This window comes from Janthinobacterium sp. C22, assembly GCF_057919405.1.
The window spans coordinates 3,716,830-3,731,689 of sequence record NZ_CP193659.1 but is presented as its reverse complement, the minus strand read 5'-3'; the positions used below and the strand labels follow the sequence as shown (position 1 = coordinate 3,731,689).

The window sequence follows — 14,860 nt, the reverse complement described above, 5'->3', positions numbered from 1 at the left end:
CAATCCCACAATGCTCGATACCGCTGCGTTCCTACAGCATGCGCTGGAGCGACGACAGTACGATCGAACTGACATTCGAGAACGACCAAACTGCGCGGTGACTACCGGAATGTCTACTTGACCCGCTGCTTTTCCAGCTTGCGCGCCAGGGTGCGCCGGTGCATGCCCAGCCTTCTCGCCGTTTCCGAGATATTGAAATCCGTCTCGGCCAGCATTTCGTGGATGCGTTCCCATTCCAGGGTCTTGATGTTGGTGGCGCGATTCGTCAGTTCGATGTCGGCGTTGCCGGCCACGTGGCCGAAGGCCGCTTCGATGTCGTCCGTGTTCGACGGTTTCGCCAGGTACTGGCAGGCGCCCAGCTTGATGGCTTCGACGGCCGTGCCGATGCTGGCGTAGCCCGTCAGCACGACGATCAGCATTTCCGGGTCGTGCTGGTGCAGCATCTGCACGCAGGCCAGGCCCGAGGTGTTGCCATTGAGTTTCAAATCGACGACGGCGTAGTCGGGGCAATGCTGTTCCAGCAAGGCGCTCGCCTCGTCGAAATTGGTGGCCAGGATGACCTGGTAGCCGCGCCGTTCGAACGAGCGGCCCAGGGTGCGGGCAAACGCGGCATCGTCTTCCACGATCAGTAACAGACGGTCATCCTGCATGGTGGTCGCTTTCTCTTTCCAGTTTGATGGCCGCCAGCGGCAAGGCCAGGTGCACCACCGCCCCGCCCTGCACCCGGTTGCGCGCCGTCACCGTGCCGCCCAGGGTACGCGCGACATTGACCACCAGGAACAGACCGAGGCCGCCGCCGGGCTTGCCCTTACTGCTTTGATATGGCTTGCCCAGGTGCGTCAGCATCGACGGCTCGAAGCCGGGGCCCGCATCGGTAACGACCAGGTGCAGGGCGTCCGCTTCGCGCGTCGCTTCGAAGCGCAGCCACTCGGGCGACGCTTCCAGCGCATTGTCGAGCACGTTGCAGATGGTTTGTTTCAGGGTCGAATCGAAGACGACGGGCACGTCGTGCTCGATGCGGTTATCGTACTCGAAATCCTGGATCGGGCGGCTCGTGCGCCACTCGTCGACCAGGTCGTTGAGGAAGGTATTGATCGTCGTCTTGACGGAAGATTCCCCGCGCGCCTCGCCCGCAGACAATAAAATGCCGCTGACGATGCTCTTGCAGCGCTGCAATTGCGCTTGCATTTCCGTGATTTCTTCCAGCAATTCGCTGTTCTTGCTCAGTTCCGGCATGCGGCGCCAGTCGCCGAGGATGACGGACAGGGTCGCCAGCGGCGTGCCCAGCTCGTGCGCGGCGCCCGAGGCCAGCAGGCCCATGCGGATGATGTGCTCTTCTTCCGCCGCGCGCTGGCGCAAATCGGCCACCTTGGCGTCGCCGGCGCGCTGGTTGCGGTTGATGCGCGTGATGAACACCACCAGCAAGGCGGCGTTCAAAATAAAACAGATCAGCAGGCCCTGCACGTACAGGCTGGAAAACCCCGCTCGGGGTCGATCGGCAGGATCAAGGGGCCGGGCAGCAAGGCCAGGCCGGCCAGGCACAGGCTGGTAATGGCCACCATGATCCAGGTCGACCACACTTCCAGCAGCACGGCGCTGAGGATAACTTGCAGTAAGTACAGGAAGGCAAACGGGTTGCTGATGCCGCCGCTCAGGTAGAGCTGTGCCGTCAGCACGGTGACGTCGACCAGCAGGGCAAGAAAGAGCGCCGTGTTGGAAACGGGCTGGCGCTCGTGCCAGCGCAAGAGGCTGGCCAGATTGAAGGCGATCAGGCAGGACAGCACTTCGAGCATGTAGGGCACGGGCAAGGCGATGTCCAGTCCCACGCCCACGCCGAAGATGGTGCTGATCTGGCCGATCACGGCCAGCCAGCGCAGCTGGATCAGCAGCTTCATGTTCTGGTGGCCGGCCGGATGCTCCATCTCGGCCGCCACCGTACCGCGCTCCAGTACTTCGCGGTTGGGCAGGATTTCAATCCTGCCCGGCATGGTCGCTTTCTTGCGTGGCGGCGCTACGGCGCGCGCGGCGGCGCTTGTCCTCGCGCACGATCCACCACGTGATGCCGGCTACCATCAAGGCAAGCGCGAACCACGTCAAGGCATAAACCAGATGGTTGTTGTGGAAGGAGATCACGGTCAGGCCGCCGACGGGGGCGTCACTGGCCGTTTCCGATTTTTCTTTCGCGTCGACGAAATATGGCGCCACGTTGGTGAGCATGTGCGAGCCGGCGATGGCGGCCACATCGCGCGAATACCAGTGCTGCGTGGCAGGACTGTTTTCGCGCAGGAAACCGCCGCCCGTCTCGCTGATGCGCAGCAAGCCGTCGACCTCGACGATGCCGGCCGGCGTGCCGGCGCCGATGCCGGCGCGCTTGGCCACGAAGCCGCGGTTGATGAGCACGGTGCTGCCGTCGGCCAGGCGCAATGGCGTGATTAACCAATAACCGCTGCCCAGTGCCGTCGTTGCCTGCACCAGGGTATTGAAAATGGGGAGATAGGTACCGGAGAGTCGCACATGGCGGTATTCATCCGTTTGCTGCGTGATGCTGGCCCAGGCTGCGGGTCCAGGTGCGTCCGTTGCGGGCGCATGTACGCGTTGTTCGACGCGCTCGATCAGGTCAAGCTTCCAGAACAGGCGCTTGACTTGCCAGGTTCCCAGGACACAGAAACCGGCAAACAAGATCCCCGCCAGCAAGGCCAGTGCATACCGCACAGCCATGCCGCGTGGGCCTGGCGCGGCATCTTGCGATGCGGCGCCAGGGGCGCGCCCGGTGTTGCTTGGGCGCGTATTACTCATCATGGAGCCGTTTTCGTATGCATGTACTCAGGCATCAGATCCGGCATCATGTTGTGGTTCATGTGGTACATGACCCACAGGGAACCGGCCATGGCGATACCCACGATCATGATCGTGAAGATCAGCGCCATCATGTTCCAGCCGCCTTCGGACTTGGTGTTCATGTGCAGGAAGTACACCATGTGCACCACCACTTGAACCGCCGCGAACGCCAGCAGGACCAGGCCCATGGTGCCCGAGTTGGTGATGGCTTTCGTCATCACCAGCCAGAACGGAATGGCCGTCAGGATCACCGACAGGATGAAACCGATGGCGTAGCTTTTCAGGCTGCCATGATCGTGGTTGTCATGGTGGTGGCTATCGCCGTGTGTGTGGTGGTCGCTCATGGCAGCACTCCCATCAGGTAGACAAAGGTGAAGACGCCGATCCAGATGACGTCCAGGAAGTGCCAGAACAGCGACAGGCACATCATGCGGCGGCCGTTTTCCGGGGTCAGGCCATGCTTGTTCAACTGGAACATCAGGGTCACGAGCCAGATCACGCCGAACGTCACGTGCAAGCCGTGGGTACCGACCAGGGCGAAGAACGACGACAGGAACGCGCTGCGCTGCGGACCGGCGCCTTCGTGGATCAGATGCATGAATTCATACATTTCCAGCGACAGGAAGGCCAGGCCGAACAGGCCCGTGATGCCCAGCCAGACCAGGGTGCTGCGCAATTGCTTGCGCTGCATGGCCAGCATGGCGAAGCCGTAGGTGATCGACGACAGCAGCAGCATGGCCGTGTTGACGGCCACCAGCGGCAGGTCGAACAGCGCGGCGCCCGTCGGGCCGTCCGCATAGCTGCGGCCCAGCACTGCATAGGTGGCGAACAGACAGGCGAAGATCAGGCAATCGCTCATCAGGTAGAGCCAGAAACCCAGCAGGCTGCCGTTTTCCGGGTGGTGCTCGCGCACAAAGTAGCTGCGCGTGCTTGGTGCGGCGCCAGCGGCGCCGGTGTTATGGGCGATGGTATCAGACATGGCTGCTCAGCAATTTAGTATAAGCGTCTTCGGTACGGACCACTTCTTCCGCAGGAATGTAGTAATCGCGCTTGTAGTTAAAGGTATGGACGATGATGGTGACCATCATGATCACGAAGCCGATGCTGGCGACGAGCCACATTTGCCAGATCAAGCCAAAACCGACCAGTGCGGACAGTGCGGCGATCACGAAACCAGCCCAGGTGTTCTTCGGCATGTGGATCTTCGTGAAACCGGACGTCGGACGCTGGTAACCGTGTTTCTTCATGTCAGTCCATGCATCGAGTTCGTGCACTTGCGGCGTGAAGGCGAAATTATAGTCTGGCGGTGGCGACGACGTCGACCATTCCAGCGTACGGCCGCCCCATGGGTCGCCGGTGACGTCGCGCAGGGCGTGACGGTTGCGGAAACTGACATAGAACTGCATCAGCAGGGAACCGATGCCCAGCGCGATCGAGACGGCGCCGAACCAGGCGATGATGGTCCAGATTTGCAGCGACGGATCTTCAAAGTGGTTGACACGGCGGGTCACGCCCATCAGGCCCAGCACGTACAGCGGCATGAAGGCCAGGTAGAAGCCGACGAACCAGAACCAGAACGAGCATTTGCCCCAGAACGCGTCGAGCTTGTAGCCGAAGGCTTTCGGGTACCAGTAGTTAATTGCAGCAAATACACCGAACACCACGCCGCCGATAATCACGTTATGGAAGTGGGCGATCAGGAACAGGCTGTTGTGCAGCACGAAATCCGCTGGCGGTACGGCCAGCAGCACGCCGGTCATGCCGCCGATGGTGAAGGTGACCATGAAGCCGATCGTCCACAGCATCGGCAGTTCGAAGCGGATACGGCCGCGGTACATGGTAAACAGCCAGTTGAAGATCTTCGCACCCGTCGGGATCGAAATGATCATCGTCGTGATGCCGAAGAAGGAGTTGACGCTGGCGCCCGAACCCATGGTGAAGAAGTGATGCAGCCATACCAGGTACGACAGGATCATGATGACGCAGGTGGCGTACACCATCGAGGCGTAGCCGAACAGACGCTTGCTGCTGAACGTGGCGACCACTTCCGAGAACACGCCGAACAGCGGCAGGATCAGGATGTAGACTTCCGGGTGACCCCAGATCCAGATCAGGTTGACGTACATCATGGCGTTGCCGCCCAGTTCCGTCGTGAAGAAGTTAAAGCCGGCAACGCGGTCCAGCGACAGCATGGCCAATACAGCCGTCAGCACCGGGAAGGCGGCGACGATCAGGATGTTGGTGCACAGCGCGGTCCAGGTGAAGACGGGCATTTTCATCCAGGTCATGCCAGGCGCGCGCATCTTGACGATGGTGGCGATCAGGTTGACACCGGACAATAGCGTCCCGACCCCGGCAATCTGCAAGGACCAGATGTAATAGTCTACCCCCACGTCCGGACTGCCGACGATGCCCGACAGCGGCGGATAGGCCAGCCAGCCCGTGCGGGCGAATTCGCCGACGAACAGCGAAGCCATCACCAAGACGGCGCCCATGGTGGTCATCCAGAAGCTGAAGTTGTTAAGGAAAGGGAAAGCCACGTCGCGCGCGCCGATCTGCAGCGGCACCACGTAGTTCATCAGACCCGTCACGAAAGGCATCGCGACGAAGAAGATCATGATCACGCCGTGGGCGGTGAAGATCTGGTCGTAGTGATGCGGTGGCAGGAAGCCGGCATTGTCGCCAAAGGCGATCGCCTGCTGGGTACGCATCATCAGCGCGTCGGCAAAGCCGCGCAGCAGCATGACGAGGCCCAGGATCATGTACATGATACCGATTTTTTTATGGTCGATACTGGTGATCCAGTCGCGCCACAGGGTACCCCAGACGCGGAAATACGTCAGTGCCGCAACGAGTGCGATACCGCCCAGGGCGACCATGGCAAAGGTCACCAGCAGGATAGGTTCGTGAAATGGAATTGCATCCCAAGTCAGACGGCCGAATATAAGCTTCGTCAGATCAATATGGTCTAGCATTGTTACTCTCAGAGAAAAAGGGAGGCGCCAGGCAAGCGGCGCCAGTATCTGCAGCGCAATGCGCTGCGGGATTCATGCAGTCGTTACTTGGCTTGAACGCCCTTTTCAACCACTGCATCGCTAGCGACTACTGCCGTTACGGCCGCTACCGGGCTTTTTGCCATCGTCAATTTGTATGGCTCGACCGGCGTCACGCACAGGGCGTCGGAAACGATGGTGCGGTTCAGGATTGCCTTGTACAGATCGCTAGGTACAGCGCTGTAACGGCGCACCGGATCGCGTTCGCTAGGCTGGGCCAGCGAAAGGTAGTCGTCGCGGTTCAGCGCGCCGCCACCGGCACGTGCCGATTCCACCCATTTGTCGAAGTCCGCATCGTTGACGCCGTGGAACTTGAAGCGCATGCCCGAGAAACCGGCACCGCTGTAGTTCGCGGAGAAGCCTTTATAGACACCCGGCTTGTTGATGACCGCATTCAACTGCGTTTCCATGCCCGGCATGGCGTAGATCTGACCTGCCAGTGCGGGGATGAAGAAGGAGTTCATGACGGACGACGCGGTGATCTTGAAGCGGATCGGACGATCGACGGGCGCGTACAATTCATTCACGGAAGCGATGCCTTGCTCCGGGTAGATGAACAGCCATTTCCAGTCCAGGGCCACGACTTCGACGATCATCGGCTTGTGGCTGGCGGGAATGGGACGGTTGGCGTCGATACGGCTCAATGGGCGGTATGGATCGAGGGTGTGGGTGCTGATCCAGGTCAGCAGGCCCAGCACGATGATGATCAGCAGGGGCGCGCCCCAGATAATCAGCTCGAGGCGAGTCGAGTGGTCCCAGTCCGGCTCGTATTTGGCCGCGGTGTTGTTTTTTCTATAGCGCCATGCGAACAGCAGGGTCAGGGCGATTACCGGGACGATAATCAACAGCATCAGCAATGTCGAGATGACAATCAGATTGCCTTGCTGAACTGCGATGTCGCCAGACGGATTCAGTACCACCGTATTGCAACCAGCCAACAATGCGAGAGGTAAAAGAAGCAGTCCGCGACGAACTTTTAATGAAAACATACAGGAAAGTCCAGTACAGGGGATGAAGATATGGTACTGTATTCTCACTGGAGCGCACTGGCAATTGGACGTTTTGTCCTACCCCTTGCTCGGACTTTCACTTGGTAGTCGAGGACTTCTCCTACAACTATCTAATGAATAGTCCTGCTCCGGGCGTGAGACACCCGGGGTAAGTTACGCGTTGGCCGAACTCGAAACGATATTGGAGACGATCATCATGTCCAGCACGCGCACACACAGCGGGGATGTACCCGCCGACTTTTCCCCCATTCCCTGCGCGACGCACGCGGGGCCGGCACGGTCGAATCGCATATCGACCCCGGTGAGATCGCCGTCGGCGTGATCATCGGCCGCGCTTCCGAATACTTTGACTTCTTTGTCTACGCCATCGCCTCGGTGCTGGTGTTTCCGCGCGTCTTCTTCCCGTTTGAGGAACGCCTGGAGGGAACCTTATATGCGTTCCTGATCTTCTCGTTCGCCTTCATCGCCCGTCCGTTCGGCACCGTGATCTTCATGGAGATCCAGCGCCGCATGGGGCGCAGCGCCAAGCTGACGTTCGCCCTCTTCCTCCTGGGCGTGTCGACGGCCGGCATCGCTTTCCTGCCGACGTACTCCCACCTGGGCTTTGCCGCCATCATCTGGCTGTCCGTGCTGCGCATCGGCCAGGGCGTGGCCCTGGGCGGCTCGTGGGATGGCTTGCCGTCGCTGCTGGCCCTGAACGCGCCGGAAAACAAGCGCGGCTGGTACGCCATGCTGGGCCAGCTGGGCGCGCCCACCGGCTTCCTGATCGCCGCCGGCCTGTTCTGGTTCATGCTGACCAGCCTGACGGATGAAGACTTCCTCGACTGGGGCTGGCGCTATCCCTTCTATGTGGCCTTCGCCATCAACGTGGTCGCCCTGTTTGCCCGTCTGCGCCTGGTGTCGACGAATGAATATGCGCGCCTGCTCGACGAACGCGAACTGCAGCCCGTGAGCGTGTTTGAAATGAGCCGCGGCCAGGGCCGCAACGTGCTGATCGGCGCACTCGCCGCGCTGGCCAGCTATGCGCTGTTCCACCTGGTCACCGTGTTCCCGCTGTCGTGGATTTCCGTCTACCAGACGCGTTCGGCCCCGGACTTCCTGCAAATCCAGATGATGGGCGCCGTGCTGGCCGCCGTCGGCGTCGTGATTTCCGGCTTGCTGGCCGATAAAGTGGGCCGCCGCACCACCCTGGGCGTGCTGGCCGTACTGATCGCCATCTTCAGCGCCTTCGTGCCGACCCTGATGGGCGGCGGCAATACGGGCCAGGACGTGTTCATCCTCGTGGGCTTCAGCCTGCTGGGCCTGTCCTACGGCCAGGCTGCCGGCGCCGTGACGGCCAACTTCCCTGCCCGCTTCCGCTATACGGGCGCGGCCCTGACGTCCGACCTGGCCTGGCTGGTCGGTGCCGGTTTCGCGCCGCTGGTGGCGCTTGGCCTGTCGGCCAACTTCGGCCTCGCCTATGTCAGCTTCTACCTGCTGTCGGGCGCCGTCGCCTCGCTGGCCGCCCTGAGCCTGAACCGGGCGCTGGAAATCCGCGACTGACATATATATAGTCGATAGCGCGCACCGCACTGAAAAAACGCCGGCACCGTCCGGCGTTTTTTCATGCCCGCTCCTTGGCCAGGCTTACTGTATCGCCAGCTGCCGCCCGCCCGTGCCTTCCTTCTTCGGCAATTCCAGCAGCAGCACGCCATTTTCATAGCGCGCCTGCGCGCCGGCCTCGTCCACCTCGTGGGGCAGCACGAAGCTGCGGTATTGCTGGCCATACTCGCGTTCGCTGCGCACGGTCTTGCCACCGCCGTCGCGCGTCACCCTTTCATCCTTGAGTTCGGCACTGATGGAGACGCGGTTGCCGTCGATGGAAACCTTGATATCGTCCTTGTTGACGCCTGGAATGTCTGCCTGCACCTGATAGGCTTGCTCGGTTTCGGAAATGTCGACACGCATGCGTGACGAACCCGCATCGCGCAGGCGCAAGGCGGGCGCGAAAAAGTCATGCATGAAATCTTCCATGTCGCTGAACGGGTCGAAACGTGCCAGCGGGTTTTGCGGATCGCGACGGGTCAATTGATTAGCCATGATGTCCTCCTGCAAGGGCTGGTTTGCACACGGCGGTCATCCGCGGGGACGCCGCCACCTCCTGCATCTTAGGATGCGAACCGCTTGTCTCTTTGATCTGCCTCAATCGCGGCCAGCTTGATTTTCCCCGAAGATCATCTGTGCGCTGGCGCGCTTTGCACCGCCTTGCGAGTCGGCAATTTGGCGCAAGGCTGTTATGCTAGCGCACGCTATGCTTGACCACCAGAAATCTTGCATTTCAATTAAAATTGACTTTTTCGCGACAGCCTTACACGGACATGATGAATACCAAGACCCCGATCGACTCCTTCAGCTTTCGCCGCATCCTCGCCCGCAACGTCACCTTGCCGCTGCTTATCGGGGTCGTCACGGCCCTCGTATTTGTCGGCTTGATCGCCTACCTGCTGTCGGCCCTGCGCTCGGTCGAGCATTCCGAACGGGTGATCGGCAATGCGAACGAGGTCATGAAGCTGTCCGTCGACCTGGAAACAGGCATGCGCGGCTACCTGCTGACGGGCGATGAAACGTTCTTGGCGCCGTATAAATCGGGCAAGGCAAAGATCGCCGTGGAAATGAGCACCCTGCTCGAGCTCGTTTCCGACAGCCCCATCCAGGTGGACCGCTTGCGCCGCATCCGCGCGCTGCAAGGCCAGTGGATGGAGTACGCGGAAGCCGTGATCGCCCAGCGCCGCAACAACCAGGAATTCCTCGCGCGCGTGCGCCAAGGCGAAGGCAAGCTGGAATTCGACGAAATCCGCCGCGAATTCCTCACCTTCCTGTCCATGGAGCAGCGCCTGCGCCAGGAGCGGGCCGACTCGGCAGAAGGACGCACCATGCTGGCCGTGGTGGTGTTCCTGATCCTCAGCCTGGGATTGTCCGGCTTGCTCGCCTACCTGGGACGGCGCGAATTGCTGCGCCTGTCCGATATCTATAACGATGCGCTCGAGCAGCGCGGCAAGGACAACGACGTGCTGCAGGAGCAAGCATGGCTGCGCACGGGACAGACGGAGCTGGCGGCCCACACGAGCGGCCAGCTGGGCCTGCCTCAGCTGGGACGGCACGTGCTCGATTTCCTCGCCCACCGGCTGGAAGTGGCCGTCGCCACCCTGTACGTCGTCGACGAGGATGGCAGTCTGCGCCGCACGGCCGTGTACGGTTTCAACGAACAGGGCGTGAAGGAAAAACAGGTGTTCAAGCTGGGCGAAGGCCTGGTGGGCGAGACGGCGCGCGAAAAGCGCCTCAAGCATGTGCAGCAAGTGCCTGCGAATTACCTGACCGTGACGTCGAGCCTGGGCAGCGGCGCGCCGCTGGAACTGGTTTTGGCGCCCGTCAACAATGAAGGCGTCGTCAACGGCGTCATCGAACTGGGCTTTACGCATCCCGTCAGCGCCCGCGCCAAGGAATGGCTGAACCTGATTGCGGCCAATATCGGCACCTCGCTGGAAGCGGCCCTGTACCGCCAGCGCCTGCAAAATGTACTCGAAGAAACGCAGCAATTGAATGAAGAACTGGAAGTGCAGCAGGAAGAGCTGCGCACGGCCAACGAAGAGCTGGGCGAGCAGTCGCGCGTGCTGGAACAGTCGCAAGCCCACCTGGAAGAGCAAAAGGCGGCGCTGGAGCAGTCGAACGAGCAGCTGGCCGTGCAGGCGCTGTCGCTGGACCAGAAGAACATGGCCATCGGCCAGGCGCACGCCCAGCTGGAAGCACGCGCGGAAGAGCTGCAGCGGGCCAGCCGCTATAAATCCGAATTCCTGGCGAACATGTCGCATGAGCTGCGCACGCCGCTGAACAGCTCGCTCATCCTGTCGAAGCTGCTGTCGGACAACAGCAGCGGCAATCTGACGCCCGAGCAAGTGACGTTTGCGCAAACCATCTATTCAGCCGGTAACGACCTGTTGACCCTTATCAACGATATCCTCGACATTTCCAAGGTCGAGGCGGGCAAGCTGGAATTGACGCCGGACGCCGTGCCTTTCGACGAGCTGCTCAGCAGCATGAGGATGCTGTTCGGCGCCCAGGCGCAGCAAAAGAAACTGGTGTTTGACGTCAAGGTGGCGCCGGACACGCCGCCATCCTTCGTCAGCGACCGCCAGCGCCTGGAGCAGATCCTGAAGAACCTGCTGTCGAACGCCATCAAGTTTACCGATGCGGGCACGGTGTCCCTGCACGTGAGCGCCGATGCGGCCGGCCAGGTGCGCTTCCAGGTGCAGGATTCGGGCATCGGCATCGCCGACGACCAGCAGCACAAGATCTTCGACGCCTTCCACCAGGCCGACGGCACCACCAGCCGCCGCTACGGCGGCACGGGCCTGGGCCTGTCGATCTCGCGCGACCTGGCCGCCTTGCTGGGCGGCAGCATCGAGCTGGCCAGCACGCCGGGCCAGGGCAGCACGTTTACCCTGGTGCTGCCGGCCGTCATGCCGGAACGCGCGGTGGAAGCGGCGGCAGTGCCCGCCGCCGCGCCGCAAGCGCCCGCCAAAACCGCGGACGCCGCGCCGAAGGCGGCGCCTGCCGCCAAGCCCGTGCCGCTGCCCACCTTCCAGGATGACCGCGATAGCGTGCCCCCTGCCAAGACGGGCCAGCGTTCCGTGCTGGTGATCGAGGACGAGCCGTCGTTTGCCGGCATCCTGTTCGACCTCGCGCATGAAATGCAATACCGCTGCCTGGTGGCGCACGGCGCCGACGAAGGCTTGCGCCTGGCGGAAGAATTCCTGCCCGACGCCATCCTGCTCGACATGGGCTTGCCGGACCGCCCGGGCTTGCTGGTCTTGCAGCAATTGAAGGAAAATCCGCTGACGCGCCACATCCCCGTGCACATCGTCTCCGGCAACGACCAGATCCAGGAAGCCATGCAGCTGGGCGCCATCGGCTACGCCACCAAGCCGCGCACGCGCGAGCAGCTGAAGGAAGTGTTCCGCAAGCTCGAATCGAAATTCACGCAACAGATGAAGCGCATCCTGCTGGTCGAGGACGACGAACGCCAGCGCGAAAGCGTGGTGCACCTGATCAGCGACGACGACGTGGAAATCACGGCCGTGGCCTTGGGCGAGCAGGCGCTGGAATTGCTGAAGACACAGATTTTCGACTGCATGATCATCGACTTGAAGCTGCCCGACATCCAGGGCAACGAATTGCTCGAACGCATGGAGCATGAAGAGCTGTGCTCCTTCCCGCCCGTCATCGTCTACACGGGCCGCAACCTGAGCCGCGAGGAAGAAGCGGACCTGATGAAGTATTCGCGCTCGATCATCATCAAGGGCGCCCGTTCGCCCGAGCGCCTGCTCGATGAAGTCACCCTCTTCCTGCACAAGGTGGAGTCGGAACTGTCGAGCGAGCGCCAGGGCATGCTGCAACAGGTGCGCAGCCGCGAACGCGTGTTTGAAGGGCGCAAGATTTTGCTGGTGGACGACGACGTGCGCAATATCTTTGCCCTGACGAATGCGCTGGAACAGAAAGGCGTGGTGGTGGAAATCGGCCGCAACGGCTTCGAAGCCATCAGCAAGCTCAACAGCGTGGACGATATCGACCTGGTGTTGATGGATGTCATGATGCCGGGCATGGATGGCCTGGAAGCGACGCGCCTGATCCGCGCCGATGGCCGCTACAACAAGCTGCCCATCATTGCGATTACGGCCAAGGCCATGAAGAACGATCAGGAGGAATGCCTGCAGGCGGGCGCGTCCGATTACCTGGCCAAGCCTATCGACCTGGACCGTCTGTATTCGCTGCTGCGCGTGTGGATGCCGAAGATGGAACGCATCTGATGCCACGCCACGCGATGGAAGGTTGCTGATGTTCCCGCGCTACACGGATGCGCAACTGCACGCGCTGATGGAAGCGATCTATCAGCGCTACAGCTACGACTTTCGCGACTATTCCCTGCCCTCGCAGCGCCGGCGCCTGAACCAGGCGCTGGAGCGCTTCCATTGCGCCGATTTGCCTGCCTTGCAGCAACTGGTGCTCGATGACGCGGCCAGCTTTGGCAGGCTGCTGCAGATTTTGACCGTGCCCGTCACGCAGATGTTCCGCGACCCGGCGTTTTTCCTCGCCTTGCGCGAACACGTCGTGCCCGTGCTGAAGACCTACCCGTCGCCGACCATCTGGGTGGCCGGTTGCTGCACGGGCGAAGAGGCGCTGTCGCTGGCCATCGTGCTGCACGAGGAAGGCTTGCTCGAACGCAGCACGATCTACGCCACGGACATCAATCCGCAAGCATTGGCCACGGCCGCGCGCGGCGTGTATCCGCTGCACCGGCTCGAGGAGTATGGCGCCAATTACGTGGCCGCGGGCGGCCTGGGCCAACTGGACGAGTACTACACGGTCGAGCATGCCACGGCGCGTTTTCAGCAGCGCCTGCTCGACAGGATCAACTTTGCCGACCACAGCCTGTCCACGGACAGCGTTTTTATTGAAACGCAATTGATTTGCTGCCGTAATGTGTTGATTTACTTCAATAAAACCTTGCAGGAGCGGGCCCTGGGCCTGTTCCACGATTCGCTGTGCCACCGGGGTTTCCTGGGCCTGGGCAGCAAGGAAAGCACGCATTTCACGCGTTTTGCCGCCGACTTCGAGCCATTGCCGGGTCCCGAAAAGCTCTACCGCAAGCGTGCGCCGTCGCACGCCGCTTCCCATTACGCTGGACGGCACATGCCAGGAATGAAACATGATGAATGAAACAAGCACCAAACTGCTGATCGTCGACGACTTGCCGGAAAACTTGCGCGCGCTCAATGCGCTGATCCGCGAGAGCGACCGCAGCGTCTACCAGGCATCGTCGGGCGAAGAAGCGCTGGCCCTGCTGCTGGAACACGATTTCGCGCTGGCCATCCTCGACGTGCAAATGCCGGAAATGGATGGCTTCGAGCTGGCGCAATTGATGCGCGGTACGGAAAAGACGCGCCACATCCCCATCGTCTTCGTCACGGCGGCCGGCAAGGAAATGAATTTCGCCTTCCAGGGCTATGAAAGCGGCGCCGTCGACTTCCTGCACAAACCGCTCGACATCAATGCCGTGCAAAGCAAGGTCAACGTGTTCGTCGCCCTGCACCAGCAGCGCAGCGAGACGCGGCGCCAGGTGCAGGCGCTCGAACACAGCCGCCAGCAGCAGGAAGCGTTATTGAAAGAACTGCGCGCCACCCAGGCGGAACTGCAGCGCTCGCTGCGCCTGCGCGACGAATTCATGTCCATGGTGGCGCACGAGCTGCGCACGCCGTTAAACACGCTGTTCCTCGAGACGCAGATGCGCACCGTCAACCTTCAGCGGGGCAACCTGGCCGCCTTCGAGCCTGAAAAGCTGGGCAAGATGGTGGCGCGCGACGGGCGGCAGATCCGCAGCATGGTGCGCCTGATCGACGACATGCTCGACGTGTCGCGCATCACCAGCGGCAAGCTGTCGATCCGCCGCGAAGCCGTCGACCTGACCAGCCTGGTGCGCCGCGTGGCCGACGACCTGGGCCCGTATGCGGCCGCCACGGGCAGCGTGCTGGAAGTGCTAGCCTTCGAACCCATCCAGGGGTACTGGGATGCCTTCCGCGTCGAGCAGATCGTCGTCAACCTGATCAGCAACGCCGTGCGCTACGGCCAGGGGCAGCCCGTGGAAATCAGCCTGGCGCACACGCAGAACAGCGCCGTCATCGAAGTGCGCGACCATGGCATCGGCATCAATGCGCGCGACCAGGAACGCATCTTCGACGCCTTCGAGCGCGTCATGCACCAGGACCGCACGGGCGGCCTGGGCCTGGGCCTGTTCATCACCAAGCAGCTGGTCGATGCGCATGGCGGCGCCATCACCCTGCAAAGCCAGCCCGGCAATGGCGCCCTGTTCAGCGTCACCCTGCCGCTGGCCGGCAGCTGAGGCCCGCATGAGCAGCACACCCGCCC

General features: G+C 61.7%; 11 protein-coding genes and 1 pseudogene. 4 read left to right on the top strand and 8 right to left on the bottom strand.

Annotation, left to right across the window (positions count from 1 at the left end; all coding sequences use genetic code 11):
• Positions 1–113: 113 nt before the first annotated feature.
• The 7 genes and pseudogenes from ACRHIG_RS17460 to cyoA form a co-directional block, all read right to left on the bottom strand.
• Positions 114–650 (bottom strand): response regulator transcription factor, encoded by a 537-nt coding sequence (locus ACRHIG_RS17460; RefSeq protein ID WP_034788474.1) that lies wholly within the window; start codon positions 648–650, stop codon positions 114–116.
• A pseudogene (locus tag ACRHIG_RS17455) lies at positions 640–1,988 on the bottom strand (ATP-binding protein). Before ACRHIG_RS17455 ends, ACRHIG_RS17460 begins: the two are co-directional and overlap by 11 nt.
• On the bottom strand, positions 1,972–2,799 hold the full coding sequence (locus ACRHIG_RS17450) for an SURF1 family protein (RefSeq protein ID WP_489627250.1): 828 nt from the start codon (positions 2,797–2,799) through the stop codon (positions 1,972–1,974). The pseudogene ACRHIG_RS17455 and the gene ACRHIG_RS17450 overlap by 17 nt, the downstream one beginning before the upstream one ends.
• Positions 2,796–3,182: a cytochrome o ubiquinol oxidase subunit IV gene (gene cyoD, locus ACRHIG_RS17445; RefSeq protein WP_034788483.1), complete on the bottom strand. Its 387-nt coding sequence runs from the start codon at positions 3,180–3,182 to the stop codon at positions 2,796–2,798. Before cyoD ends, ACRHIG_RS17450 begins: the two co-directional genes overlap by 4 nt.
• The gene (gene cyoC, locus ACRHIG_RS17440; protein WP_475413830.1) at positions 3,179–3,817 is read right to left on the bottom strand and encodes a cytochrome o ubiquinol oxidase subunit III; all 639 of its coding nucleotides are present in this window, start codon (positions 3,815–3,817) and stop codon (positions 3,179–3,181) included. Before cyoC ends, cyoD begins: the two co-directional genes overlap by 4 nt.
• Positions 3,810–5,813: a cytochrome o ubiquinol oxidase subunit I gene (gene cyoB, locus ACRHIG_RS17435; RefSeq protein WP_489627249.1), complete on the bottom strand. Its 2,004-nt coding sequence runs from the start codon at positions 5,811–5,813 to the stop codon at positions 3,810–3,812. The genes cyoC and cyoB overlap by 8 nt, the downstream gene beginning before the upstream one ends.
• A gap of 83 nt (positions 5,814–5,896) precedes the next feature.
• Positions 5,897–6,880 (bottom strand): ubiquinol oxidase subunit II, encoded by a 984-nt coding sequence (gene cyoA / locus ACRHIG_RS17430; RefSeq protein ID WP_170909664.1) that lies wholly within the window; start codon positions 6,878–6,880, stop codon positions 5,897–5,899.
• Positions 6,881–7,219: 339 nt separating this feature from the next.
• On the opposite strand from cyoA, the gene ACRHIG_RS17425 reads away from it, so the two are divergent.
• Positions 7,220–8,443, top strand: a complete 1,224-nt coding sequence (locus tag ACRHIG_RS17425) for an MFS transporter (protein WP_489627248.1) — start codon at positions 7,220–7,222, stop codon at positions 8,441–8,443.
• 84 nt (positions 8,444–8,527) lie between these two features.
• On the opposite strand, the gene ACRHIG_RS17420 is transcribed toward ACRHIG_RS17425, so the two are convergent.
• Positions 8,528–8,980: an Hsp20/alpha crystallin family protein gene (locus ACRHIG_RS17420; protein ID WP_475413833.1), complete on the bottom strand. Its 453-nt coding sequence runs from the start codon at positions 8,978–8,980 to the stop codon at positions 8,528–8,530.
• A gap of 281 nt (positions 8,981–9,261) precedes the next feature.
• Here ACRHIG_RS17420 and ACRHIG_RS17415 point away from each other — a divergent pair, with 281 nt between their 5' ends.
• Genes ACRHIG_RS17415 through ACRHIG_RS17405 form a run of 3 tightly spaced genes read left to right on the top strand, consistent with a single transcriptional unit; the run spans position 9,262 to position 14,834 of the window.
• Complete coding sequence (locus ACRHIG_RS17415; RefSeq protein WP_489627247.1) at positions 9,262–12,744, top strand: response regulator; 3,483 nt, start codon at positions 9,262–9,264, stop codon at positions 12,742–12,744.
• A gap of 28 nt (positions 12,745–12,772) precedes the next feature.
• Positions 12,773–13,654, top strand: a complete 882-nt coding sequence (locus tag ACRHIG_RS17410; RefSeq protein WP_489627246.1) for a CheR family methyltransferase — start codon at positions 12,773–12,775, stop codon at positions 13,652–13,654.
• A complete protein-coding gene (locus ACRHIG_RS17405) occupies positions 13,644–14,834 on the top strand; it encodes a hybrid sensor histidine kinase/response regulator (RefSeq protein ID WP_489627245.1) in 1,191 nt (396 codons plus the stop codon). The genes ACRHIG_RS17410 and ACRHIG_RS17405 overlap by 11 nt, the downstream gene beginning before the upstream one ends.
• Positions 14,835–14,860 lie beyond the last annotated feature (26 nt).